Annotated in this window: 23 protein-coding genes and 1 pseudogene; 12 read left to right on the top strand and 12 right to left on the bottom strand. The window is 62.8% G+C overall.

The window, feature by feature from the left end; genetic code table 11:
* The first annotated feature begins 12 nt into the window (after nt 1-12).
* A complete protein-coding gene (locus RHA1_RS39985) occupies nt 13-840 on the top strand; it encodes a mycofactocin-coupled SDR family oxidoreductase (RefSeq protein ID WP_011599697.1) in 828 nt (275 codons plus the stop codon).
* A 473-nt stretch (nt 841-1,313) separates the two neighbouring features.
* Here the strand turns inward: RHA1_RS39985 and RHA1_RS50010 are convergent, their stop codons facing one another.
* From RHA1_RS50010 to RHA1_RS47880, 3 genes are all read right to left on the bottom strand, one after another.
* Nucleotides 1,314-1,517, bottom strand: coding sequence for a hypothetical protein (locus tag RHA1_RS50010; protein ID WP_148228493.1), 204 nt, complete (start codon nt 1,515-1,517; stop codon nt 1,314-1,316).
* A 50-nt stretch (nt 1,518-1,567) separates the two neighbouring features.
* Entirely contained in the window at nt 1,568-2,017 is a 450-nt protein-coding gene (locus RHA1_RS39990; protein ID WP_011599699.1) for a nuclear transport factor 2 family protein, read from the bottom strand.
* Nucleotides 2,018-3,072: 1,055 nt separating this feature from the next.
* Nucleotides 3,073-3,426: a hypothetical protein gene (locus RHA1_RS47880; RefSeq protein WP_202800466.1), complete on the bottom strand. Its 354-nt coding sequence runs from the start codon at nt 3,424-3,426 to the stop codon at nt 3,073-3,075.
* A 638-nt stretch (nt 3,427-4,064) separates the two neighbouring features.
* Here RHA1_RS47880 and RHA1_RS40000 point away from each other — a divergent pair.
* Genes RHA1_RS40000 through RHA1_RS40020 form a run of 5 tightly spaced genes read left to right on the top strand, consistent with a single transcriptional unit; the run spans nt 4,065 to nt 8,850 of the window.
* Nucleotides 4,065-5,000 (top strand): SMP-30/gluconolactonase/LRE family protein, encoded by a 936-nt coding sequence (locus tag RHA1_RS40000; RefSeq protein WP_011599702.1) that lies wholly within the window; start codon nt 4,065-4,067, stop codon nt 4,998-5,000.
* A 30-nt stretch (nt 5,001-5,030) separates the two neighbouring features.
* A complete protein-coding gene (locus RHA1_RS40005; RefSeq protein WP_011599703.1) occupies nt 5,031-5,936 on the top strand; it encodes an SDR family NAD(P)-dependent oxidoreductase in 906 nt (301 codons plus the stop codon).
* Nucleotides 5,937-5,976: 40 nt separating this feature from the next.
* Complete coding sequence (locus RHA1_RS40010; RefSeq protein ID WP_011599704.1) at nt 5,977-7,209, top strand: cytochrome P450; 1,233 nt, start codon at nt 5,977-5,979, stop codon at nt 7,207-7,209.
* 8 nt (nt 7,210-7,217) lie between these two features.
* Nucleotides 7,218-7,538 carry a 2Fe-2S iron-sulfur cluster-binding protein gene (locus tag RHA1_RS40015; RefSeq protein WP_011599705.1) on the top strand — a complete coding sequence of 107 codons (321 nt, stop codon included), beginning with the start codon at nt 7,218-7,220 and terminating at the stop codon, nt 7,536-7,538.
* Nucleotides 7,525-8,850, top strand: a complete 1,326-nt coding sequence (locus RHA1_RS40020; protein ID WP_011599706.1) for an NAD(P)/FAD-dependent oxidoreductase — start codon at nt 7,525-7,527, stop codon at nt 8,848-8,850. Before RHA1_RS40015 ends, RHA1_RS40020 begins: the two co-directional genes overlap by 14 nt.
* A gap of 7 nt (nt 8,851-8,857) precedes the next feature.
* Here the strand turns inward: RHA1_RS40020 and RHA1_RS40025 are convergent, their stop codons facing one another.
* Nucleotides 8,858-9,847, bottom strand: a complete 990-nt coding sequence (locus RHA1_RS40025; RefSeq protein ID WP_011599707.1) for a MarR family winged helix-turn-helix transcriptional regulator — start codon at nt 9,845-9,847, stop codon at nt 8,858-8,860.
* Between the two features lie 644 nt (nt 9,848-10,491).
* Here RHA1_RS40025 and RHA1_RS40030 point away from each other — a divergent pair.
* The 5 genes from RHA1_RS40030 (at nt 10,492) to RHA1_RS53375 (ending at nt 16,570) form a co-directional block, all read left to right on the top strand.
* Nucleotides 10,492-11,739: an ABC transporter substrate-binding protein gene (locus RHA1_RS40030; RefSeq protein WP_011599709.1), complete on the top strand. Its 1,248-nt coding sequence runs from the start codon at nt 10,492-10,494 to the stop codon at nt 11,737-11,739.
* 36 nt (nt 11,740-11,775) lie between these two features.
* Complete coding sequence (locus RHA1_RS45075; RefSeq protein WP_050787596.1) at nt 11,776-14,565, top strand: branched-chain amino acid ABC transporter permease/ATP-binding protein; 2,790 nt, start codon at nt 11,776-11,778, stop codon at nt 14,563-14,565.
* The gene (locus RHA1_RS40040) at nt 14,562-15,296 is read left to right on the top strand and encodes an ABC transporter ATP-binding protein (protein ID WP_011599711.1); all 735 of its coding nucleotides are present in this window, start codon (nt 14,562-14,564) and stop codon (nt 15,294-15,296) included. The genes RHA1_RS45075 and RHA1_RS40040 overlap by 4 nt, the downstream gene beginning before the upstream one ends.
* Before the next feature lie 228 nt (nt 15,297-15,524).
* A complete protein-coding gene (locus RHA1_RS53370; protein ID WP_337505353.1) occupies nt 15,525-15,803 on the top strand; it encodes a hypothetical protein in 279 nt (92 codons plus the stop codon).
* 236 nt (nt 15,804-16,039) lie between these two features.
* The gene (locus RHA1_RS53375; protein WP_337505354.1) at nt 16,040-16,570 is read left to right on the top strand and encodes a hypothetical protein; all 531 of its coding nucleotides are present in this window, start codon (nt 16,040-16,042) and stop codon (nt 16,568-16,570) included.
* A gap of 97 nt (nt 16,571-16,667) precedes the next feature.
* Here the strand turns inward: RHA1_RS53375 and RHA1_RS53825 are convergent.
* The 5 genes and pseudogenes from RHA1_RS53825 to RHA1_RS40055 form a co-directional block, all read right to left on the bottom strand.
* A pseudogene (locus tag RHA1_RS53825) lies at nt 16,668-16,928 on the bottom strand (FAD-binding protein); the annotation flags it as partial.
* On the bottom strand, nt 16,853-17,236 hold the full coding sequence (locus RHA1_RS53830; protein WP_011599713.1) for a hypothetical protein: 384 nt from the start codon (nt 17,234-17,236) through the stop codon (nt 16,853-16,855). The gene RHA1_RS53830 and the pseudogene RHA1_RS53825, both read right to left, overlap by 76 nt.
* Nucleotides 17,237-17,353: 117 nt before the next feature.
* Nucleotides 17,354-17,533 (bottom strand): hypothetical protein, encoded by a 180-nt coding sequence (locus tag RHA1_RS53835; RefSeq protein ID WP_423816305.1) that lies wholly within the window; start codon nt 17,531-17,533, stop codon nt 17,354-17,356.
* Nucleotides 17,533-18,030, bottom strand: coding sequence for an FAD-binding protein (locus RHA1_RS53840; protein ID WP_423816306.1), 498 nt, complete (start codon nt 18,028-18,030; stop codon nt 17,533-17,535). Before RHA1_RS53840 ends, RHA1_RS53835 begins: the two co-directional genes overlap by 1 nt.
* A gap of 161 nt (nt 18,031-18,191) precedes the next feature.
* On the bottom strand, nt 18,192-19,436 hold the full coding sequence (locus RHA1_RS40055) for an NADH:flavin oxidoreductase (protein ID WP_011599716.1): 1,245 nt from the start codon (nt 19,434-19,436) through the stop codon (nt 18,192-18,194).
* Between the two features lie 173 nt (nt 19,437-19,609).
* Between RHA1_RS40055 and RHA1_RS40060 the strand changes: the two genes are divergently transcribed.
* Nucleotides 19,610-20,218: a TetR/AcrR family transcriptional regulator gene (locus RHA1_RS40060; protein ID WP_011599717.1), complete on the top strand. Its 609-nt coding sequence runs from the start codon at nt 19,610-19,612 to the stop codon at nt 20,216-20,218.
* Between the two features lie 151 nt (nt 20,219-20,369).
* Here the strand turns inward: RHA1_RS40060 and RHA1_RS53380 are convergent, their stop codons facing one another.
* From RHA1_RS53380 to RHA1_RS53390, 3 genes are read right to left on the bottom strand one after another with little or no spacing between them, the layout of a single operon-like run.
* A complete protein-coding gene (locus RHA1_RS53380; RefSeq protein WP_337505356.1) occupies nt 20,370-21,485 on the bottom strand; it encodes a flavin-containing monooxygenase in 1,116 nt (371 codons plus the stop codon).
* The gene (locus tag RHA1_RS53385) at nt 21,383-22,036 is read right to left on the bottom strand and encodes an NAD(P)-binding protein (RefSeq protein WP_337505358.1); all 654 of its coding nucleotides are present in this window, start codon (nt 22,034-22,036) and stop codon (nt 21,383-21,385) included. Before RHA1_RS53385 ends, RHA1_RS53380 begins: the two co-directional genes overlap by 103 nt.
* Nucleotides 22,003-22,272, bottom strand: a complete 270-nt coding sequence (locus tag RHA1_RS53390) for a hypothetical protein (protein WP_011599720.1) — start codon at nt 22,270-22,272, stop codon at nt 22,003-22,005. The genes RHA1_RS53385 and RHA1_RS53390 overlap by 34 nt, the downstream gene beginning before the upstream one ends.
* Nucleotides 22,273-22,348: the final 76 nt, after the last annotated feature.

The following is a 22,348-nucleotide window of genomic DNA, read 5'->3' on the forward strand; positions in this document are numbered from 1 at the left end:
AGTAGAGGAATCATGAGAACTGGACGTTTCGAAGGTCACGTTGCATTCATCACCGGAGCTGCCCGCGGCCAAGGACGCAACCACGCGGTGCGCCTCGCGGCCGAAGGCGCGTCGATCATTGCGGTCGACATCTGCGGACAAATAGCTTCTGTACCGTACGAAATGGCGTCCGAGGACGATCTCCGTGAGACCGTGAATCTGGTGGAAGCCCTTGGCGGAAAGATCTACGCGACCGTTGCGGACGTCCGCGATCGGGCTGTGCTGGAGGGCGCGCTCAACGAGGGTATGGCGAGATTTGGCGTTCCTTCCATCGTTCTCGCAAATGCCGGCATCTCCCCCCAGCGTGCGACCGAGCCGGATCCTCAGCAAGTGTTCCTCGACACGATTGCAACGAATCTGGTGGGGGTCTGGAACACGATCAGCATCGTCGCGCCGATGATGATTTCCCGAGGCGACGGGGGAGCGATCGTCATCACCAGCTCCGCCCAGGGGCTGATCGGACGTGGGGGCGACGGGTCCGGTGCAGCAAGCGCCTACACGGCAAGTAAGCATGGTGTCGTTGGCTTGATGCGATCCTTCTCGGCTTGGCTGGCTCCCCACTCGATCAGAGTCAACACCGTTCACCCAACGGGTGTGCACACTGCGATGGTTGAGCACGCTGAGATGATGGAGTGGGTGGCTGCCGACCCTGAGCGGGGAACCACCATGTCGAATCCGATGCCCGTCGGGATGGTAGACGTCTCCGACATCACCGAGGCAGTACTCTATCTCGTGGGCGAGTCCGGACGTTATGTCACTGGTGTGACGCTCCCCGTTGATGCGGGATTCACCAGCAAATGAGGACTCCGTCGAGCAGGGGCTCGAATTCCAGCCTCTGCAGCAGTTTTCTCGAGCAGCAGGCATGATGAGCGACGCGGCCCGCCGTAGGGGATGGTTCACCACCGGCCACGCGCCGGCCCTGATCGGCACGTCGTGCCGATCAGGGCCGGCAGACGCCGAACTCCCCGAGGGACTCGTCGTCCACCTTTGCCATCAACTTCTGCGGGGTGGTGTCGGGTGCTCGCTAGGGTCCAGCTGGAGCGGTCGAGTTACGGTCTACGACGAGAAGACCCGGTACGTCAGCGTTGCGTTCATGTGCAACCTCCCACGGCGCCAAGTTCCAGGCGAGCGCAATGACGGCCATTCCTCCGCTGCTTGCGTTGGTGTAGGGCAAGTTCCGCACGTACGGCACCAAGTCATCGCCGATGTAGGGGTTGCTTAGGTTCGGATAGCTGACCGCCTGCAGAATTTCGCCGAACCGGATCGAAGAGCACTTATGACTTCGGCCCGGGCGGGCATTGACGATTCTGCTGGCGCTCGGCGTTAATTTCTTGGGCGTGTTTGGCGAGTCGTTCGTGATTGGCTTCCGCTTGCGTGACGCGGCACCAGACGTTGACACCGGATGGGCTGGCGGTGGCAGCAGCCATTCCTTGCGCCCCGCCGGTGACGATGACGACCTTCCCGGTCAGTCCGGACATCGGATTTCCGAGCTCCTCGATGTGTTGGTTGGTGTCGGGTTGGCGTCGAATTATGCTGTGGAAGTGGGAAATGCGTGTGCGAGTATTCCGATGTTTCCCAACGTTCCCGTATGGAATTTTTGGCGTCGGGTGAGCTTCCAGCCGTCGGCTGTGCGCAACCATGAGTCGTGGTAGTCGGCGAGTGTGCGGAAGTACTCTCCCTCGAGTTCCCCGGTGCCGAGATGTATGTCGGCGACGTATGCCCGACTTGTCGCGTTGTCGCCGTCGACTTCGATTAGGACGTTGCCGATGAGGTGTTGGGTGGGTCCGCACTCGTCCAGAAACGAACGCAGCATCGTGATGATCTCTGCGGCTGAGGTGAGCTCCCCGTTCCCGAATTCGCCAGTCGCTTCGGGAATGGATATATCCTCGATCACAGACCAGTCTCTGTCGTCCATTGCCCGCGCGATGCGGACAATATTGCGGTAAATCTCCCGTTCGTCCCTGTTGTCGGTGTACACAGAAAGTCCTTTCTCATGAGCTCCGGCGCGCCGGTAGGAGTCTCCGAGCGACAGTAGGCTGGATCACACTGACGGCAACATGATCGATCCCATTCAGAGGGACGCCTGCCCTTCGGAACCGGGGCACATACGGGCGCAGCCGATTGTGGGGGAGTGTCATGATTAATCGCGTGCGTTTCGCAATGGACTGGTTGGACGTCAGGTCGGATCCCATCGGCAGATTGCCGAGGGTGAGCGGTTAGGCTGCAGCGCTCGTCTTATGCTGCAGCGTTCGTCGAAACTGTGTCTTCTCGGGTGAACGGGCGTCTGTCCGTGAGCGCGCTGCTGTTGACCCTCGCCGCGTGCGTCTTGGTCTCAATGCCGACAACACCGCCGCCATGATTAACGTGACTTCGCAGGGGGACCCAACGACGAGCGGACGCGGGATACTCCCGTGGTTTGCGCCCGTATGTGCTCCTATATGTGCCACATCACTGCTCATGACCGGCTGGAGTCGGCACGTCCGCACGACATAACTGAGAGGTCGATTCTTATGACGGTTGACTCGTCAGCATTGCCCCGGGACATCGTTCCAGGGGATACATAGTCAACACGGCGTCGATGGCCGGTTTGTAACGTCGGCCCCTTGCATCCCTATGTCGCATCAAAGGCAGCAGTGGTTGCATTGTCGGAGACGATGGCGCACGAGTTCGCGACGGAGTATCCGCACCTGGTGTCGCTCTTTATGGCCGGCCTACACGGCGACCAGCATCCGGAACGACGAACGGAACGCACCTGTGAGGCACGTTCCCCGGTCGCAGGCGGATCCCGATCTGGAGTCACTACGTGAACAAGTCAACTCCGACATTGACGCTGGTGTGTCGACCGAACGCGTTGCTGATCTGGTCGTGCAGGGAATGGCGGAGAGGAAAACCCACATCTTCCAGTCACCGGAGTGGGTCGACTATTGGCAGGATCGGGTCGATCGTGTGAAGCGGCAGCTTGACTAGTAGATCTCGAGTTCGGTCGACGGCTTCAGCCGAAAGAGGTTGCAAACCTCTCGCGACGACCAGGTGTCAGACGGCCGTCTCGTGAACATCTCGCCAGACAACGCACGGCTCAAGGTGAATCCCGACCCGACGACGGACACGGGTTGCTGCGGTGGCGTTGCGGAGGTTCTCGGCGCGCGGGGGTCCGGAGACGAGAGGAGTCACCGTCGTGGTCTTAAGACCACGACCAGTGCAACAGCCGGTCGAGCATGGCCGCGGCGAGGGTGGTGTCGCGCCAAGCTCGGCGATCAACGTCCGGTCGAGGTTCGGAGCGGCATAGTGGTCGAAGTCCTCGAGCGACGCCGGGGTGGGCAGGCAGGCGAACCGCAACCACGGGCCAAAACGGCGGGCCTCGGTAGCGTCGACCTCGATCGACAACATTCCCTCAGCATGGCGGTCATCGACAGGTTGTTCTTTGCCGAATATCGGCTCGGGGCGTTGTAAAGGTTGACCAACCGCGGCGGTGAAGCGGGCGCTGTTGTGCCCAAGCGGTTCCCCCCCGTGTGATCCTGTGCGCGCCGAGCGAACCGCTTGCTGTCCCATGCCCGATAAGAGGGCAACGGTGCGGCGGCCTGCGCCCATTGCGCATGTCGTGGTGGACCACAATCAAAGATGCCGCCCGGTGCGACCGCGGAGACCAGCGCACATTTCGGGCGCGGTCAGCTGGGCGGCCTCAAACGCGACGGGCCCTTGAGATGTTTCACCTTTCGCCCCCTTTGTTTCAACCAGTAGACGTGGCAACCGCAACTGAGTTTGGGCCGCGCCTCCACAGGGCGGTGACCGGTGTCGACGTGACAAGACACTGTTCCGTTGAGTGGATCCCGTTCGGTCGTGCGGGCGTCGGCGAGCAGTAGTAGTTGACAAAATGCATGTACTTGCTAGTGTGAGCCAAGACACGATCTTGGCTCTGATCTCTTCAGCTCGGACTAGACGCACCAGCCTCACGACGTGCCGGCGTTTGGCCGGTATTGCGTTGTGCAGCCGACAATCACGACCATCTATGGCAAGGACAACAACCTATGACCAACGCCGTCGCCGACGCCGTAGCCAATGCCCGGATCTTCGAGGCCCGTCAGAGTGCACAAGGTTTCTCGTGGCCGGAGTGCCCTCGATGGCACGATGATCTCTTCTGGTTCTCGGATATGTACACCTCGACCTTGAAGACCATCGACGAGTCGGGCACCGTCCGGGTCGTTGTGGACGCCACCGGTCGGGCACCGGGTGCCGGGGTCCCGATAGTGCTCGGCGGCTTCGGTTGGTTGCCCGACGGCCGAATGGTCGTGACATCGATGCACGAGAAGCTGGTGCTCGTGCATGACGGGTCAAGCCCGACCGACTTGTCGGTCTATGCCGATCTCTCTGCATTTGCGCCCGGTCCGGTCAACGACATGGTGGTTGCTGCGGACGGTCACGTGTACGTGACCCAGCTCGGGTTCGACCTGTTCAACGGCGCGGAACCGGCGCCCTCGCCGATCATCGTGGTGAGCCCGGCCGGTACGGCGTCCACTGCCGATGCGATCGGTCCGCTGATGGGAGCCAACGGAATAGCGATCTCGGAGGACGGTTCGCGGGTTTTCACCGCGGAAGCGTTCGCCAACCGCATCATCGTGATGGATCGGGCTACCGACGGCACGCTGTCGGGCAACCGGGTGTTTGCGGATTGTCCATTTTTGCCGGACGGTATCGGCCTGGATGCCGAGGGCGGCGTGTGGGCAGCGATGCCCGGCAGTGGATACGTCGCTCGGTTCATCGACGGAGGCACCATCACCGACGCGGTCGCCGTACCGCTGGAAAGCGGCGTCGGATCGGCCTGTCTGCTCGGTGGCCCGGATCGCCGCACGTTGTACATAACCGTCGGTATGGAGGTCTTCGACTTCGAGAAGTCGGCACGAGAGGCCAAGGCGAGTGTCTGGACGGCACAGGTCGACGTGGGTGCCGGCCGGACGCGACCCTGAGACCACTCGAACCAGAAGGAGGAGAACAACATGCAAGAACTGCGATTCGACGACCGCTCGGTGATAGTCACGGGTGCCGGACGAGGTATCGGCCGTGAGTATGCGCTTCTGTTGGCCGCTCGCGGCGCGTCTGTGGTCGTCGGAGACCTCGGCGCGACGATCGATGGATCCGACGTCGACGGCGACGACCCGGCTGCGGCTGTGGTTGCGGAGATCACCGCAGCGGGTGGGCGGGCGATCGCCTGCGGTGCCGACGTGTCGACCGAAGCGGGGGCCCAGTCGCTGGTCGAGGCTGCGGTCGACGGCTTCGGGCACCTCGATGCGGTGGTCAACAACGCCGGGATCGTTCGGACGGCACGTTTCCTCGAGGTTCCCGACGACGAGTACCAGCGCCACATCGACGTGCACTACTTCGGCACTCTCCGGGTTTGCCGCGCAGCCTGGCCGCATCTGGCCGCTTCAGGGTCGGGCCGGGTAGTGAACACCCTCTCCGCCGCGATGCTGGGCAATCCCATGATGACCCACTACGGGAGTTCCAAAGGCGCTGTTTTCGGGCTGACCCGCAACCTGGCTATCGAGGGGCTCGAGGCTGGGATCAAGGTCAACGCGGTCGCGCCGGGCGCGGGTACCCGGATGGCCGAGGCTTCCTCCGAGGGGCTTTCGCCGGAGATCATGGACTACATCCGCACCAGCCTGCGGGCTGAGCTGGTCGCGCCTGTTGCTACCTACCTCGTGCATCCTTCCGCGACGATGACAGGGGAGGTGTTCAACGTTGCCGGCGGCACAGTGAACCGGTTGGCGCTACTCAACACTGTAGGCATCACCGACCCGAATCTCAGCGTGGAATCCGTCGCGTCGAGGATTGACGAGATCATGGCAATCACGGCGGAGGCCAACTCTCAAATTATTGCACCGCAACAGGTCCCGGCCTCATGACGAAACTCGTTCAGGTCGGATCGAACCCGAGGAGAATCCGATGACCACTGTCGACGAACCGGTACTCGACACTACCTATCCGTTCGGCCCGGTGGAGCCGACCGAGGCCGCCGCCCGATACGCCGCGATCGCCGCCGAACGCCCGATGACGAAGATGACGATGCCGATCGGTGGTGACGTTTGGGTAATTCATCGTGAGAGCACCGCCCGAGCGATGCTCGCCGACAACCGGTTCGTCCGCGAACCGTTCCGTACGGGTGAGCGTCCGGTGCCGTACTTCGTCGAGTTCCCCGACTTCCTCAAGTCGACCATCCAGTTCGAGGACCCCCCTCACCACACCAAGCTCCGTAAGCTGGTACAGCGCTCGATATCTCCGAAACGTGTGCGCAGTATGAGGGACTCGGCGGTGGAGTTCGCGAACTCCTTGCTCGATGCGATGATCGAGAAGGGGGCACCGAGCAACTTGGTCGAGGATTACGCAGTGGCCTTGCCCATCCAGATGATCAGCAACCTGCTCGGCGTTCCGCCGGAGGACCGACCCAAGTTCCAGAAGTGGAGTTCGGCCACCCTGTCCGTGGCAGACATGCCCCAGGACGAGGTCATGGCGAACATGGGCGAGTTGGTGCAGTACATGATGGAGCTCATCGATGCGCGCCGCCGCGAACCGCGTGAAGATCTGCTGAGCGACCTGGCTAACGCACGCGATCGTGACGAAAGCCTGACCGACGAGGAGATCTTGCCCATCGCGCTCATCCTCATTGTCGCCGGTTTCGACAACACTGCGAACTTCATCTGCGCTGGGGTGCTTTCCTTGCTCCACAACCCCGATCAGCTCGAGATCCTCCTCGAGGACGTCGATGGTGTCGCGCCAACCGCCGTCGAGGAAGTTCTGCGCCATGGTCGATTCGAGTTGGGACGACCCGTTGCCGGTGGCGGTGGGCTGGTGCCCTTCGTTGCCACCGAGGACATCGAACTCGATGGGCAGATGGTGGCCAAGAACGAGGCCATTCTTGTCGATCCGGGTTCCACCGGACACGATGGGGCGGCGGTCGAGCACGGTGAGAAGTTCGACGTGCGTCGGGCGAACAACCCGCATCTGACGCTGAGCTACGGCCTTCACCACTGTCTCGGGGCGCCGTTGGCACGCATGGAGATGCAGGTGGCCATCAGCGAACTCTTCAAACGTCTGCCGGGGCTCGCTTTGGCCGGCGACGTCCAGATTGACGACACGAACCTGACGCAGCCGATCACTATGCTGCCCGTGACCTGGTAGGTGTGATCGTGCCGAAAGTATTCTACGTACAACCGGACGGTGTCGAGAAGGTCGTCGAGGGTGTCGTCGGCGACTCGGTGATGCAGACCGCCGTCCGCAACGGGGTTTCCGGCATCGTGGGCCAGTGCGGTGGTGTCTTGTCCTGTGCCAGCTGCCATGTCTTCCTCGCCGCAGACGAACTCGGCAACTTCCCTGAACAGGTGGAGGACGAGGAGGACATGCTCGAGTGCACGGCAGTCGACCGTGAGGACAACTCGCGACTATCGTGCCAGTTGGCGCTTCGTGAGGGTGTCGACGTGCATGTGACGATTCCCGATGAACAACTCTGACGTCGCCGGTCGGGCATCAGCGGTGGATCCACGCGAGGCCAGAATAGTGGTCGTCGGTGCCTCGCATGCCGCAGTCGCATTGGCCGACCGCTTACGCGCCGGTGGTCATCGTGGCACGTTGACGCTCATCGGCAGCGAGCGGCATCTGCCGTACCAGCGACCACCCCTGTCCAAGGCGTTCCTCAAAGGGGACGCCGATGTGCACGCTCTGGCATTGCGGGACATTGAGTTCTTCCGTTCCCACGGGATCGCCCTGCAGACGGGTGAGCGTGTTGTCGATGTACGGCGTGGGAAGGACGGATCCGGGGTCCTGCATACCCTTCGGCGGCACGGGTCGGCGGATGAGATGTCCTCGGATTCGTATGCATTCGATCGCCTTGTGCTGGCCACTGGCGCGCGACCACGACGGCTCTTGATCCCGGGCGCCGGGCACCGAAATGTCCTGGCACTACGCGACCTCGACGACGCCGCGCGGTTGAGGGACAGAATTCACAGAGGGCCCGTCGTGGTCATCGGCGGGGGATTCATCGGCCTGGAGGCAGCGGCCACGATCAAGGCGCTCGGTGGTGAGGCTGTGGTGGTCGAGGCCGGCCCGCAACTGATGGGTCGAGCCGTGGGCGCTGACACCGCGGCCTGGTGCGCGGCCGCGCACAGGGCTATGGGTATCGGAATCGAGTTACTCAGCCGGCCCGAAGCGATCGTGACAGATGGTGACCAGATCATCGGCGTGCGGCTCGATGACGGTCGACGGATCGCAGCTGCAACAGTCCTGATCGGTATCGGCGTCCTCCCGCGGGACGAACTGGCCCGCGCCCTCGGTCTGGAGTGCGCCGACGCCGGGGGAGTGGTTGTCGATGAGCACTGCCTGGCATCGGACGGCGTGACCGTCGCCATCGGTGACTGCACCATCCAGCCACGACCGGGCGTCGGTGACGGGAGCTTGATCAGACTCGAGTCGGTCGACAATTCCGATGAGCAGGCTGCCAGGGCGACATGCACGCTACTGGGGACCGAACCGACGGCGCGCTCTGTGCCGTGGTTCTGGTCGGATCAGGGTACGTACAAGTTGCAGATGGCAGGATTGGTCGGCGATCACGACGATGTGGTCCTGCGGACCGATCCGATACGTCCGGATCGCCGCGTTTTCATCTATCTGCGTGCCGGGACCATGACCGCGGTCGAGTGTGTGAACTCGCCAGCGGATTTCCTGGTGCTGCGCAAGGCGCTCTCGCGACAGGCGGCTATACCGCGTGAGGTGCTCGAGGACAACAGCTCTCCCTTGAAGAAGCTGCTGGCCACCGCACAGGTCTGACGGTCGATCAGGAGCCGGCTCCGAGGTAGCGCCCGGCGGCGACGTCAGCGGTCGCCAGCAGATCGTCCAGGTAGCGGTCGGTCAAACTCGCATAGCGGGCTGCGGCCTTAGCATCGACGTCGGCAAACAGCCTTCGGAGGTCTGCGAGCCTGGCCTGATGGGCGCTTTCGAGGAGGTGCGCCCCGGCAGGCGTCACAGTCAGCCGTCGGCTGCGGCCATCCGCGCCGTCCGGTGTTCGTTCGACGAGTGCTTGCTGGTGCAGTGCGGTCACCGACCGCGACGCTGTCGACTGCTCGAGGTCGAGTCGGCCCCCTAGCGCGGAAACAGTTGTCGGCCCGAATGTTTGGATGTCGGCCAACGCGAAGTACTGCGGCGCGGTGAGGGCGACGTCGACGGCGCGCAATGTCTCCTCGAAGTCGGCCCGGCCGACCAGATACACGATGTCTGCGATCACGGCCAGGCACTCGGCCACTTCAGAGCGGGGCGTGGCGGGCAGACTGAAGATGTCGGTCCTGCCGGGGGTGACCAGATCGGAATCGACGTGCTTGGCCATGGTCGGGGTGAGGCGGGTACACGCGCAGCGCAGCCACTCGGTGAGAGCGTCTACGTCGTCGGTCTCCCAGGTGTCCAGTGGTCGGCGCAGTTCGGTCAGCCACGAGGTCTGCCACCTTTGGACCAGACGCTCGCCCCTGTCGGTGAGTGCCAGAACGACGCGTCGCCGGTCCCCATCGCCGCGCTTCTTGGAGACGAAGCCCTGGCGGACGAGACCTGCCACCCGGCGGCTCGACTGCGTGGGGTCGGTACGCAGGGCCACCGCGAGTTCGCTGGCGGGCCGCGGGCCGCGGGCCAGGATGTCGAGGGTCTCGATTCCCGATCGTGGCAACAACACGCCGGTGGCAGTCTCGTACCGGCGACGAGCCGCGTTGCTGTGCGACGAGAACGCGAACAGGTCGATCATCCGCGCGAGGGCGGACTCGGGCGAAGGAATACGCGGCACAGACCGATGTTACTGCCCTCCGAAGTGCTCCGTCGGCGCTGGGTTTCCCTCCCGAATACTGCGGGTTCATCCAGGCCTGCGCCGGCGCGGTCCCGTCGACCCGAGCCGCGATGGCTCATGAACCCGAGCCGATCGAAGGAGTCGAGCGAACGCGCAATCATGCCGTCCCGTGGAACCACGCGAGCGCGCTGGAGCGTCGTTCTCGGAGTGCGGAATGCGGCCGGTGCACATGTACGGCAGCCGTTCGTGTGTACCGATCACTCCGCTCGTGACAATGGGTATGTCGGTCCCAGGCGACGCCCAAGCTGTGCAGAGTTGGTGAATAATCCAGGGCAGCAACAACGTTGACAACGGTCGAATTCTGGAAGGCGAAGCGAAGTCGGTTTTCATGTCATCGGTTGACGCGGACTCTACCGAACCCGCCGCCATCGTATGAGTGATGTCGATGACCGTCGGTGGTTGTCGAGCATCGTCACCCGTATCCCATATCCCGTCCACCGGGAGGGCGTATAACCACGCAGCCCCCTGATCTGCCCATAATTCACTGCTGCCATCCGCTGGTGATGTGCATCACAGCAGGCGCCCAACGTGTCAAGTGTCCCACTGGACGTGGACCTGCTTGTTCTCACGAAGGAGCTCTCATCATGGATCACGTAGGACTGGGTCGTCATCGGCGGCTCATAGCGGCTATCGGCGCACTGGCGTTGGTGGGTACGCTCGGCGCGACGGCATGCAGCGGTAGCAGTGACGGTTCGAAGGAAGTCAACCAAGCCGCCGGCCCGACGACGGCGCTCCCCGACAACAAGGCCACGGGCACTCCGGTGAAGATCGGACTCGTCTCCACCGAGGGCGGCGCGGCAGTGTCGTTGGTGGAGATGCGTCAGGGCGCCGAGGCTGCGGTGCAGTACGTGAACAACAACGGCGGCGGTATGGCAGGTCATCCCATCGATCTGGTGGTGTGCAAGCAGCAAGAGGAGCCGACATCGGCGACCAATTGCGCCAATCAATTCGTCGAGCAGAAGGTCGCCGCGGTGCTGTCGCCGGGGACATCTCAGGGGCCGGCCATCGTGCCGATCGTCGCCGGCGCGGGGATTCCCTACGTCACGCTCAACGGTGTTTCAGCGGTCGAGCTCACCTCGCCTGACTCGTCGGCTCTCTCTGCCGGCCTCCCGGGCACGCTCACAGCCGCCGCCACAGCCGCCAAAGACCAGGGTATGAAGACGTTCACCATGTTCGCCAGCGACGGCGGTGGAACGGCGGGAATCATTCAGGCGATGGGCGAGCCGATCTTCCAGGGCTTCGGCGTCGACCTGACCGTGGTGCCACTGGCGCTCGGGATCCCGGACGTGACGCCCGTAGTGACATCAGGCCTGGCGAGCAAACCCGACGGCATGAGCATTATCGCAGATGCCGCCATGTGCACTTCGGTGCTCAAAGCAGTTCAGACCACAGCTCCGACCATCAAGAAAGTCTTGAACACGGTGTGCCTCGACAAGAACGTCCTCGACATCGTCGGCGTGCAGAGCGTCAAAGGCAACATCGGAATCGCTGCCACGGACGTGACCTCCGACAAGCCCGGTTCGGTGCTCTATCGCTCGGTCCTCGCACAGTATGCGCCGAACCTCGCCATGACCGGACCTGCATCGTCGGGATACCAGGCAGTCATGGCCACAGTGCAGGCGGGCTCTGGGATCACCGGTGACGTGAATGCCGCGTCGATCAAGCAGGCCCTGAAGACGGCGGTGAACGTCGAAATGCCCGCCGGCGGTGGGATCACGTTCAGCTGTGACGGTACTGCATTCCCCCAGATGCCGTCGATCTGCTCTCGCCAGATGCTCATCGGTGAGATCAGCGATCAGGGCATTCCGCAAAACCTCAAGGTCACCGGCTGACCACGGGTCACCCGGCCCTCATTAGAAGGAATATCAATGACTGACCATCTCGCCTACCTCGTTCTCGGCTTGGGCAATGGCGCCGTGTACGCGGCAATCGGGCTCGCGCTCGTCATGACGTTCAAGAGCTCCGGCGTGGTGAACTTCGCGACCGGTGCCATCGCCCTGTACGCCGCATACACGTACGCACTGCTGCGGACGGGTGAGCTGATGGTCCCCATCCCGGGCCTCCCCAAGACCGTTGAGCTCGGTCAACCTCTTGGGGTGGCACCGGCGATGGTAATCGCCTTGGCGATCTCGGCAGTGCTGGGAGTCTTGTTCTACGCTTTGATCTTCCGGCCGATGCGCAGTGCGTCTGTGGTGGCCAAGGCGGTGGCGTCGATCGGTCTGATGATCGTCTTGCAGGCGCTGATCGCACAGCGCGTGGGAACGCAAATAGTTCCTGTCGAGCCGATCTTTGCACTGGACACCGTGACCATCGGCTCATCCCAGGCACCGACCGACCGTATCTGGCTCGCTGTCGCGATCATCGCGATCGCCGCGGCGGCAGCACTGATGTTCCGCTTCACGCGGTTCGGAACGGCCACCGAGGCGGCCGCCGAGTCGGAAAAAGGTGCATACCTGACCGGACTTTCGCCCGACAAGATCGCCTTCAGCAACTGGGCGCTGTCGTCGGTCGTAGCCGGCCTCGGCGGTATCCTCATCGCGCCGTTGGTAGCACTGAATCCATTTGCGTATTCGCTGTTCATTGTTCCGGCACTTGCGGCGACGCTCGTTGGAAACTTCTCATCCATTTGGCTCACGGTGGTCGCCGGCGTGGTCATCGGTTCGCTTCAGGCCGAGACGATCAACCTGCAGGCCACCTACGGCTGGCTGCCAGATGCCGGTATGTCCGAGGCAATCGCACTGATCCTCATCGTCGGATTCCTCGTGGTGAAGGGTCGGCCGCTGCCCGACCGAGGCAGTGTGATCCGTCAGGCGCTCGGACGCGCGCCGCGTCCCCAGCACATCGTCATACCGGCCCTCGCGAGTATCGCTGTGGCATTAATCGCCATGCTTCTGACGTCGGGGAGTTACCGCGCCGCGATTGTCACCAGCATCATTTTCGGCATCGTGGGCTTGTCCCAGGTGGTCGTCACGGGGTACGCCGGCCAGGTGTCACTGGCTCAGCTCACCCTCGCTGGAGTGGCGGCGTACTCGATCAGCGTGCTGAACACCCACCTGGGAGTTCCATTCCCGTTTGCACCGATTATCGGGGCACTATTTGCGATGGTGATCGGTGTGGTCGTCGGATTGCCTGCGCTCCGGGTACGCGGCCTACCGCTCACCGTCGTGACCTTGGCGCTGGCAGTGTTCTTGGAGGCCTTCTGGTTCCGTAACCCATCGTTGAACGGCGGCGTTGACGGTGCCTCCATCGACAACCCGCGATTGTTCGGTTTCAGTCTGGGAATCGGCGCGGGTGAGGGCTACCCGCGGATCGCCTTCGGTGTCATGTGTCTGACCGTGCTGACCATTGTCGGTCTCGGTGTCGCGTGGTTGCGGCGGAGCAGCCTCGGCACGGACATGCTCGCCATCCGTGCCAATGAGAGGTCCGCGGCCGCGGCCGGTGTCAATGTGCAACGGACCAAGTTGATCGCCTTCGCGATCGGTGCCTTCATAGCCGGTCTCGGCGGTGCGTTGATGGGGTACAAGCAGACGTTGGCCACCCCGGACTCGTTCATGGTTTTCGTTGGCATCTCGCTGTTCGCAGTCATGTACGTCGCCGGTATCACCTCGATAACCGGCGGCATCCTCGCCGGTGTGATGGCCCCCGGAGGTCTGATCTTCCTCATCGTCGACCGGTTCCTGCACATAGGCGACTACTACGCGGTGATCAGCGGCGTTCTATTGATCATTACGGTGATGGCCAATCCGGACGGCATTGCGAGCAAACTGCCGCCTATATCGTGGCCGACTTTCGGGCGCCGAAGGACGTCGGAGCCCGAAACTAACTCTCTGGCAGCCCAACCCGAGATCCTACGACGAAAGCGCGATGCCTCGGAGCCGCTGCTCGAAGTTCGTGACGTCAGTGTCATGTACGGAGCCGTCCAGGCTGCGAAGAACGTTTCCTTCGAGGTCTACCCAGGTGAGATTGTCGGTTTGATCGGGCCGAACGGCGCAGGAAAAACCACCGTCATCGATGCCATCAGTGGGTTTGCACCGTCCACCGGCACCGTCTTCCTCGAAGGCGTCGACCTCACCTGTGAGGCAGCGTACAAACGCAGTCGATCGGGCATGGGACGCAGTTTTCAGGACGTCGAGCTCTATGACGATCTGTCGGTCGCCGAGAACGTCACCGTGGGTGCGACGCGGTCTCGGTCGGATGTCGCTGTCACCCAGCGCGTTCGCCAGGTTCTGGCGACAGTCGGGCTCGGCGACAGCGCCGACGCGGAGGTCGCCACACTGTCACAGGGACGGCGTCAGCTCGTATCTGTTGCCCGGGTGCTGGCAGCCGGTCCGACCGTGGCTCTGCTCGACGAACCCGCTGCAGGCCTGGACACCACCGAGAGCCGATGGCTCGGGGAACGACTCCGCGACGCCTGTAATTCCGGTACCTCGATCCTGCTCGTCGATCACGACATGGAACTCGTACTCACGATCTGCGACCGGGTCATCGTGCTCGATCTGGGGGAGATGATCGCGTCTGGGCCGCCCGCGGTAATCAGGGCCGACGACAAGGTCATCAGCGCCTATCTCGGGTTGCCGGCAGGTGAGGTGGACAACGATGCCGGGGCGATTCCGGAACTGCACGCTCCGTCAACCGATACGCAGGAGGTTCTCCGATGAGCGCTTTGGAATGCCGGGATTTTGCGACCGGCTATGTGAAACAGCGACCTTGCGTGCGCGACATCGACCTGACCGTCGAACCGGGTGAGATCACCTGTCTGCTCGGACCCAACGGAGCTGGAAAGACCACGCTCCTGATGGCGCTGGCGGGGTTGCTCCCGAGGTTCAGTGGCGACGTGGAGGTCGATGGCCATCCGGTGCGGAGTGGTCGGCCGCGGGATGCCGTGCGGGCCGGCATGGTTCTGGTCCCGGACGATCGCGCGCTCTTCCGTCAGTTGAGCACCGTGCAGAACTTGCGTCTGGCGGTACGCCAGCGGGCCCGTCGTGGCACCGCCGTCGATGAGATCATCGGGTACTTCCCGTCGCTTGCCAAGCGGTTGAGGGTCGACGCCGGGAGGCTGTCCGGCGGCGAACAGCAGATGCTCGCCATCGGGCGGGCGGTTCTGCAAAAACCCAAAGTCATGTTGATCGACGAACTGAGCATGGGCTTGGCGCCGGTGATCGTCGACGAGATCCTGGCGGTTCTGCGCAGGCTCACGGACGAGGCCGGTATGGCCGTGGTTCTGGTGGAGCAGCATGTTCATCTGGCCCTGGGAATCGCCGACCGTGCCGCAGTGCTCGTCCACGGCAGCGTGGCGCTGCGAGAGTCTACCGCTACTCTCCGCGCCGATCCCTCGCTGGTCGAACGGGCGTATTTGGGAATCGATGCCGTCGGCGCCGGCCCATCGTGAACGCTTCATGATTCGTGCGGAGGTGGCGGGGGACTGCGCCGCAGCATTGTCCGCCGCCACCCCGGAGTGTCCACCGACCCGTGAGTCAGAACCCAGCCACGCGAAGTGCGCACCCGGGTCTCCCGCTGCGCGGGATTGCGGCAAGGCGGCGCACCTCGTCGGCGCTACTGTGATCTGAAGCAATACCGCGTTGCAGTGAACTCACGGTAAGCGGAGATGAGAAGATCCATGACAGCTACGCTCGAGCGGCATCCGATGACCCCGGTCGCACCCCCTTCGGTGATTCATGACTTCTATACGTCCGACGAGGTGGCGACAATCATGTCCGTCATCCGCGAGAACGCTCCATGGAAGCTGATACTCGCTCACCATTTCAAGTCCACAGAGGAATACCTCGCCGTATCGGGCGGGCAGAACCGCAAGCCCGACGCTCAGCTGTCCGACTTCGTCGCGCCGGTCTTCCGCGGCTTTTGCGGGAACGATGTGTCGTCTTCTACCCGGAACTGAACGACATCTACTTCGGCCGAAAGCTTCTCGACACCGCCAGGCACCTGCATGGTACGAAGTACGGTATGGCGCACAACCTCTTCTTCAACGTTTGCGGGCCGTCGCACAGCTTCGATGCCGGGCACTTCGATACCGGTAGCTTCCGGGGGATCGGTCTCCACAATGCTCCGGTCTGGATGCTCGCCGTCATGGCGAAGTCGGGACTGTTCGACGCCTGGGAGGTCAAGACGGCACAGGTGATCACGTACTTCTACAATTCCGACATCGACGGCGGATTCACATATTGGGCCGATGGCCCCGACCGGGCTCCCGAGCGTTTCTCCGCGCCGTTCTGGAACTCGGCCATTCTCACCGACAACTCGCGGATGTACCACCGCCGCGAATCGAACGGACCGAAGGACCGCCGCGATTATCCGGGACTTGCCCTGCAGTCCGAATTGCACAGTGCTCCCGACGGCGCATGGTCGATCCGCAACGGCGACGTCGAGATCAATCGCTTCGAGAGCGCGGACATGCGAATGTTGGTGCACTACACCGCACTGCTCTTCGATGACTTGGCAGCTGTGAAGCAGTTCCAGGACCATACCGATGACCTCACCAGCGAGCGGGTGTTCGAGATGCTCATCAAGGACATGCGCGCCAAAGGTGCGAAGGTTGCCGAGCCGAGTGACCCGTCGACCGACACGGCATTCATCGCTCAACTGACCGATTTCTACAAGATGGCACCGGGCCAGTATCCAGCTGAAGCGCCACTCGACGTGCGTTGATCGAGCTTTAAACAGTGAGGCCGCCCCGGATTTGCCGGGGCGGCATCGCTATTCGTGCGGGTTGCCTTGGCGGCGGTCGGTTCGGCTTGGGGGTTGCCTACTGTCCCTGGTGGGGGGCGGCTGCGGTTCTTCCGGCTCGTCGACCGAAGAAGCTGCCGTCTCCCAGACTTGCACCACTCGCGTAGCCACCTGCACACACTCCAGAGGTGCAGCGCCCTGCCGCGAAGAGGCCGGGGATGGTTTCGCCCGAGACATGAAGAACTTCTGAATCGACTGTCGTCTTCAAGCCGCCGAGTGTGAATCCCCCATCATTTCCCCGCAGGTCGTAGGCGGCGATCGGACCCATTCGGCCTTCTCGAAGAAGAACGGATCGGACGAGGTTGCGGCGTGTTGGTTGAACAACTCGACCGTTGACCGCAATCCGCCGATCGGAAGCCCCATTTCCGATTCCAACTCTTCAACGGTCTCGCACACCCACGTGGGCATGCCGCGCATTACCGCGGTTGTCGACTCCGATTGCAGCGCCTCCTCGTACGAGCTTTCGTCGAGGACCAAAAACACGTCGCCGTTCTGGCGAAGGAGGGTCTCCTGTGCTATCCGGCTGGCGTAGGTGTCCTCGGCGATGTATCGCTGGCCACGCCCGTTGACGAGTATGCCGCGCGCCATCAGTTGTGGATCGCAGAGATCGCGACTTCTGCTGCGTCCATGTGTGCGGTGGCGGCACCCAGCGCTTGGCACATCTGGATGGATCGTCCAGCGGTGCTCTCGATCGACGCCGCGGGCTTAACCCGCGATACGTGGAACGTGGTCTTGGAGCATCTCATCGTTGTACACGAAGCTGCCGGTGGCCAGGACGACACCGCGGCGGGCACGGATCGAGATGTCGACGCCGAGTGTCTGCACGCGGGTGTCGTACTGGGCCTTCACACCGAGGTCATGTGCGGTCTCAATCAACGGCTTCATCAGCATGTATCCGCCGGCTTGCTCGCCCTCGGCCGCCGCTGCCTTCCGGGATAGATGTCCTCGTGGGGCAGGGGGATCAGCGCGTTGAACGGAGCGGAGTTCTCGCCTCCGGAGAACATCAGGCCTTCGCCGTGCGGTGGCTCCCATCCCGGCTCGCCCCCGAACGATTCGTCGAAAACGACGCCGGCATCGACCAGCCAATTGAAGTGGTCGACACTGCCGTCGCAGTAGACATCGATCTTGGCCTCATCGACGCCGGGACCGAGAGCGGCCTTCATGAACGCCTTCATATTCTCGACCGAATCGCTGAACCCCAGCGCCTGCAACGGAGTGCCGCCGCCGAGGTAGATGAATCCGCCCGACAAGGCGGCAGCGCCACCCCCGGCGCCGAGTCGCTCGAGCACCAGTACGTCGGCTCCGGCCCGGGCGGCCTCGATGGCGGCGGCGACACCGGCTACCCGAAGCCTGCCACCACGACATCCGCTTCGTAAGCCCAACTGTCGACGGCTGATGCCCTGACTGGCTTGAGTGTTGGATCTGCCACCCGACTTCCTCGTTAAGGCTGTGGTCTCAGTAACCCATTGTGGCCCGCACGAGGCCACCGAATCTCCCTCTCATTGGGATGATTGGTGCTGGAATGCGAGGACGTGCGGGGGTTTCACCCCACCTGGCCGGAGGCGGCGGCACGTTCGGTGATGTTCGTGGTCTTGGACGGGTTCTCCACTGGGGCAGGACGGAGTACACATCTGGTGTTCGTGAAAGTGGTCACCATGCACTTGTTGTTGTGGTTGCACAATGAGCGGGTCGCCGAGTCGGCTGCGATCCGGTTGATCAGGTCTGGTTCGCGCAGAAGCGCTCGTCCCATGGCGACGAAGTCGAATCCCGCTGACATTGCCTCGTCCATCGTCTGCCGGTTCGTGACGCCGCCCAGCAAGATCATCGGCATCGATACGGCTGACCGGATCTGCAGCGCATCCTGCATGAGATAGCCATCGGCGTAGGGGTATTCGCGCAGCACGTGCTTTCCGACCAGCTTGACGCCGGTTCGAACCGGTTCGGGAAGGGCAGCCGCGAAGTCGTTGATCGGTGAGTCACCTTTGAACAGGTACATCGGGTTCAGCAGCGAACTACCCGCCGTCATCTCAAGGGCATCAGCGTTACCGGACTGCTCGATCCACTGAGCCACCTGCATCGCCTCGTCCAGCCAGAAGCCTCCGGGTACGCCGTCGTCCATGTTCAGCTTCACCACTATCGCGAGCCGATCCTGTGCAGCTTCGCGAACGGCATCGAGGATTCGTAGTCCGAGACGGGCACGGTTGGCGAGTGAGCCGCCATACTCGTCTTTTCGACGATTGATGTTCGGGCTGAGGAACGAGCTGGCCAGGTAGTTGTGACCGAGGTGGACTTCCACGGCATCGAATCCGGTGTCGATCGCCATCCGCGCGGCAGCGCCGTGGGCATCGATCACTCGTTCGATATCGTCCTTGGACGCCGCTCCTACCACTCGCAGGAACTGCTTGTTGAAATGACGGCTCGGCGCGATCGGTCGGGTCTTTGTCGACTTTCTGTTGTTCACCGGCCCTGAGTGACCGATTTGCGCCGAGATGGCGGCACCTTCTTCGTGGACGCTGTCGGTCAACCGTTGCAATCCGGGCACGGCTTCCGGGCGCCAGAGGATCTGATGGTGATCTGTGCGGCCGTCGGGCGCGACCGCGCAGTAAGCCACTGTGGTCATCGCGACACCGCCGCGAGCGTGCTCGACGTGGAAATCGATGAGCTGGTCGGTGACCAGACCATCGCGAGCCATGTTCTCGTACGTTGCCGCCTTGACGGTGCGATTCCGCAGTTTCACCGGTCCCAGGGAGGCGGGTGCGAGGACGTCGTGATGGTTCAGCTGTGCCATGAGGGATTCCTTACGGACGGAGGAGTGCAGGGAGAGGTTGCGCTATATGTCACATTGTGACATCTAGGCATACTATGACGACGCGGATTTCAAAGATTGGAGTCCGTGCAGGATACGAGCTGGGTATTCGTTACTCTCGTCTGCTGCAGCACAGATAACCAGGAGCGCCCGCGATGACACAGAGCCGAAGGACGCTGACCGAGCGCCGCGCCGACGAACTGCGCCTGGCGATCGCGGAGGTCGCATTCGACATGTTCGTCGCCGACGGGAACACGTCGGCGACGGTGGAGCGCATCTCGCAGGCTGTGGGCATCGCGCCCCGAACCTTCTACCGTCACTTCGAGGTCAAAGAAGACGTTGTCCGCCCGATCTTCACGAAGAGTTCGGATGTCATCGTCGATGCGCTCGCGTCGACGGGTGAGGACGTGGCGCTGCTCGAGGGTCTCGTCGCCGCGTTTCTCTCCCAGATGGACGGCACTGCGCTGACTCCCGAGGCGCGGACATTTTTGGGCCTGATGTTGACCACGCCGGCGTACAAGATCAGGTGGCTTGATGTCGATCCGCCTCTACGGCAGGCCGTCGCCGATCTGCTGGATCGCCGCCTCGGACTGAGCGCGGACCCCTACATCCACCTGTTGGCGGCAGACCTCATCGTGCACGCGGCTCGAGATGCCTTTCAGCATTGGGTGAGTTCCCAGGAGCGCGAACCCACCGAAGCGCTCCTCCGTCGAAGCTTCACCCTCATTCTCAAGGGTCTGGAACACGTCATACCCCGCACATAACGCCGTCTCCATTCGGTCTCGCTCCGCCCGGTGCCCCGATCACCGGCGGGGTGCTTACCGGTCGACGCTGGTGAAGATCAGGTCGTCCTTGTTCGGCTCGCGCAACCTCGTCCAGTAGTCCACGAGTCGCCACGGGCAGGGGACGATCGGCCTACCCCTGCTGATTGCGGTAGTACCCCGTCACACCTTCGCCTGGATGAGCCCACACCGTCTGGTCGAGGGCCTCATCGACCTTCTCGTTGTACACGGTGAGTGCTTCGGGCTTGACGTCCATCGCCGAGAAGTCGTTCTCCACCAGATATTGGAGACACTCGACGATGTAGTGGACGCGCTCTTCGCTAGTGATGTTGTGTCCAGCACCGTGATTGGGTGCGGCGTTCGGGCCTGCCGTGACGAACAGGTTGGGAAAGCCCGAGACTTGGATGCCCAGATATGCGCGCGGATCCTGACCGTGGTCCCACTTGTCGGCCAGCTTCTTACCGTTACGCCCGGTGATGTCGATGAAGGACGCGTACTCGACCTTGAACCCGGTGGCCAGCACGATGACGTCCGCTTCGACGAACTCACCGCTACTCAGGCTAACCCCGCCGGGGTGCACGTGCTTCGGTGACGCGCGGTGTAGCGACACGTGGTCACGCTCGAGGGCCTCCAGAAAGCCCGGATCCTTCACGATGCGCTTCGCGTACGGCCGGATGCTCGGTGTCAGCTTTTCCCGGAGGTCCGGGCGGTCGGGCAACGTTTGTTCCAGATACTGCAACGACGTCTGCATGACCAGGTCGTTGACCGGTGAGACCGACAGATGCGTCGCAGCCCATTCCGGGTCGATGCGCGGCATCATGTACAGGTTGTTCTGAGGCAAGCCAGTAGGCTCTGAGCCGGAACCAATTCTGGAAGTACGGCAGGTGCCGCATTGCCCACTTCTCCCCGGACGGTACCTCGTGGACCACAGTTTTTCGGGCACGATCCAGTGCGGACTCCTCACGATCGCGTCGACAGTGGCGACGTCGTCCACGATGCTGGCGACGATCTGGACTGCCGTGCATCCGGTGCCGACGACGACCACCCGCTTGCCCGTCAGATCCAGCGACGGATCCCATTCCGCGGTGTGGACGACAGTGCCCTCGAAGGTGTCGAGGCCGGGAATGTCGGTCTTGTTGGGGGAGTTCAGAACCCGAAACCGGTGATCGCCGCAGAAGCCCTGTGGCGTGGAGTACTCCCGTCGGTGCGGCGTGTCACCACGGTCCACTTCTGGGCCGCCTCGTCCCATTCGGCCGTTACCACGGCCGTGGACAATTCGATGTTCTTGTAGAGGTCGTACTTCTCGGCGACGGCGTGCATGTAGTCGAGATACTCCGGGCCGGTGGGGTAGTACCGCGACCAGTCCGGGTTGAGCTCGAACGAATACGAGTAGTAGTGGCTGGGGGTGTCGACGGCAGCGCCGGGATACACGTTGCGCGACCACGTACCTCCGATGTCGTCACGCGACTCGAACACCCGGTAGCCGAACCCGGCCTCCCCCAGCTTGATCGCCGCGTTGAGGCCGATCATGCCCGCACCAATCACGATGACGCCGAGGTCGGCGGGCGGCTTCTTGGTAACCGGGACCCGCCGTTGGCCGATCTGGAATCCCGCTTGTTCCAGCAAAATGGGAACGAACTCTTCGGCGACGGTACCCGCGGTGCGCAGTGATGCCATCCGGCGGAACAACTCGGGATCCGGCACGCCGAGAACCGCTGTCAGGTCGTTGGTCAGTACTTCGCGGGCACGCTTGCGGATCTCGGTGATCACCTCGGCCGGGAACTGTCCGGGCGGCGGCACCGCGCACCGCTCGAGGCACCGTAATGGGTGGTGGCTGCCTCTGCGTCGATCTTCAATGCATGCAGCGAAGCTGCCAGCTTCCCTTCGAACTCGTCGAGGAGGGACAGGTCGCCCGCCACGTGGACCATCGACATCAACAGCGATCCGGGCTCGGCCTGGTCGATTGCCGACCGCAGATCTTCCGATCTCTCCTTGTCACCCACGGTGAGGTCGATGACAGTGGACAGCGTGCTCATAGAATTCCTTCCGGTCGATTTCTCCACTATCCGTAACGATCTCGCGCCGCGCGTTGTGCTGATGCACTCAGCACAA

It is taken from the genome of Rhodococcus jostii RHA1, assembly GCF_000014565.1.
Classification (GTDB): Bacteria; Actinomycetota; Actinomycetes; order Mycobacteriales; family Mycobacteriaceae; genus Rhodococcus_F; species Rhodococcus_F jostii_A.

What these genes read in the sequence shown, in the direction of transcription:
- RHA1_RS40010 (WP_011599704.1), top strand. Translation starts at nt 5,977, where the DNA reads ATGACCACTGTCGACGAACCGGTACTCGACACTACCTATCCGTTCGGC.
- RHA1_RS53390 (WP_011599720.1), bottom strand. Translation starts at nt 22,272, where the DNA reads ATGAGCACGCTGTCCACTGTCATCGACCTCACCGTGGGTGACAAGGAG.
- RHA1_RS40055 (WP_011599716.1), bottom strand. Translation starts at nt 19,436, where the DNA reads ATGGCACAGCTGAACCATCACGACGTCCTCGCACCCGCCTCCCTGGGA.
- RHA1_RS40040 (WP_011599711.1), top strand. Translation starts at nt 14,562, where the DNA reads ATGAGCGCTTTGGAATGCCGGGATTTTGCGACCGGCTATGTGAAACAG.
- RHA1_RS45075 (WP_050787596.1), top strand. Translation starts at nt 11,776, where the DNA reads ATGACTGACCATCTCGCCTACCTCGTTCTCGGCTTGGGCAATGGCGCC.
- RHA1_RS39985 (WP_011599697.1), top strand. Translation starts at nt 13, where the DNA reads ATGAGAACTGGACGTTTCGAAGGTCACGTTGCATTCATCACCGGAGCT.
- RHA1_RS53380 (WP_337505356.1), bottom strand. Translation starts at nt 21,485, where the DNA reads ATGGGACGAGGCGGCCCAGAAGTGGACCGTGGTGACACGCCGCACCGA.
- RHA1_RS53830 (WP_011599713.1), bottom strand. Translation starts at nt 17,236, where the DNA reads ATGGCGCGCGGCATACTCGTCAACGGGCGTGGCCAGCGATACATCGCC.
- RHA1_RS40000 (WP_011599702.1), top strand. Translation starts at nt 4,065, where the DNA reads ATGACCAACGCCGTCGCCGACGCCGTAGCCAATGCCCGGATCTTCGAG.
- RHA1_RS50010 (WP_148228493.1), bottom strand. Translation starts at nt 1,517, where the DNA reads ATGTCCGGACTGACCGGGAAGGTCGTCATCGTCACCGGCGGGGCGCAA.
- RHA1_RS53835 (WP_423816305.1), bottom strand. Translation starts at nt 17,533, where the DNA reads ATGAAGCCGTTGATTGAGACCGCACATGACCTCGGTGTGAAGGCCCAG.
- RHA1_RS40020 (WP_011599706.1), top strand. Translation starts at nt 7,525, where the DNA reads ATGAACAACTCTGACGTCGCCGGTCGGGCATCAGCGGTGGATCCACGC.
- RHA1_RS40060 (WP_011599717.1), top strand. Translation starts at nt 19,610, where the DNA reads ATGACACAGAGCCGAAGGACGCTGACCGAGCGCCGCGCCGACGAACTG.
- RHA1_RS40030 (WP_011599709.1), top strand. Translation starts at nt 10,492, where the DNA reads ATGGATCACGTAGGACTGGGTCGTCATCGGCGGCTCATAGCGGCTATC.
- RHA1_RS53370 (WP_337505353.1), top strand. Translation starts at nt 15,525, where the DNA reads ATGACAGCTACGCTCGAGCGGCATCCGATGACCCCGGTCGCACCCCCT.
- RHA1_RS47880 (WP_202800466.1), bottom strand. Translation starts at nt 3,426, where the DNA reads ATGTTGTCGATCGAGGTCGACGCTACCGAGGCCCGCCGTTTTGGCCCG.
- RHA1_RS40005 (WP_011599703.1), top strand. Translation starts at nt 5,031, where the DNA reads ATGCAAGAACTGCGATTCGACGACCGCTCGGTGATAGTCACGGGTGCC.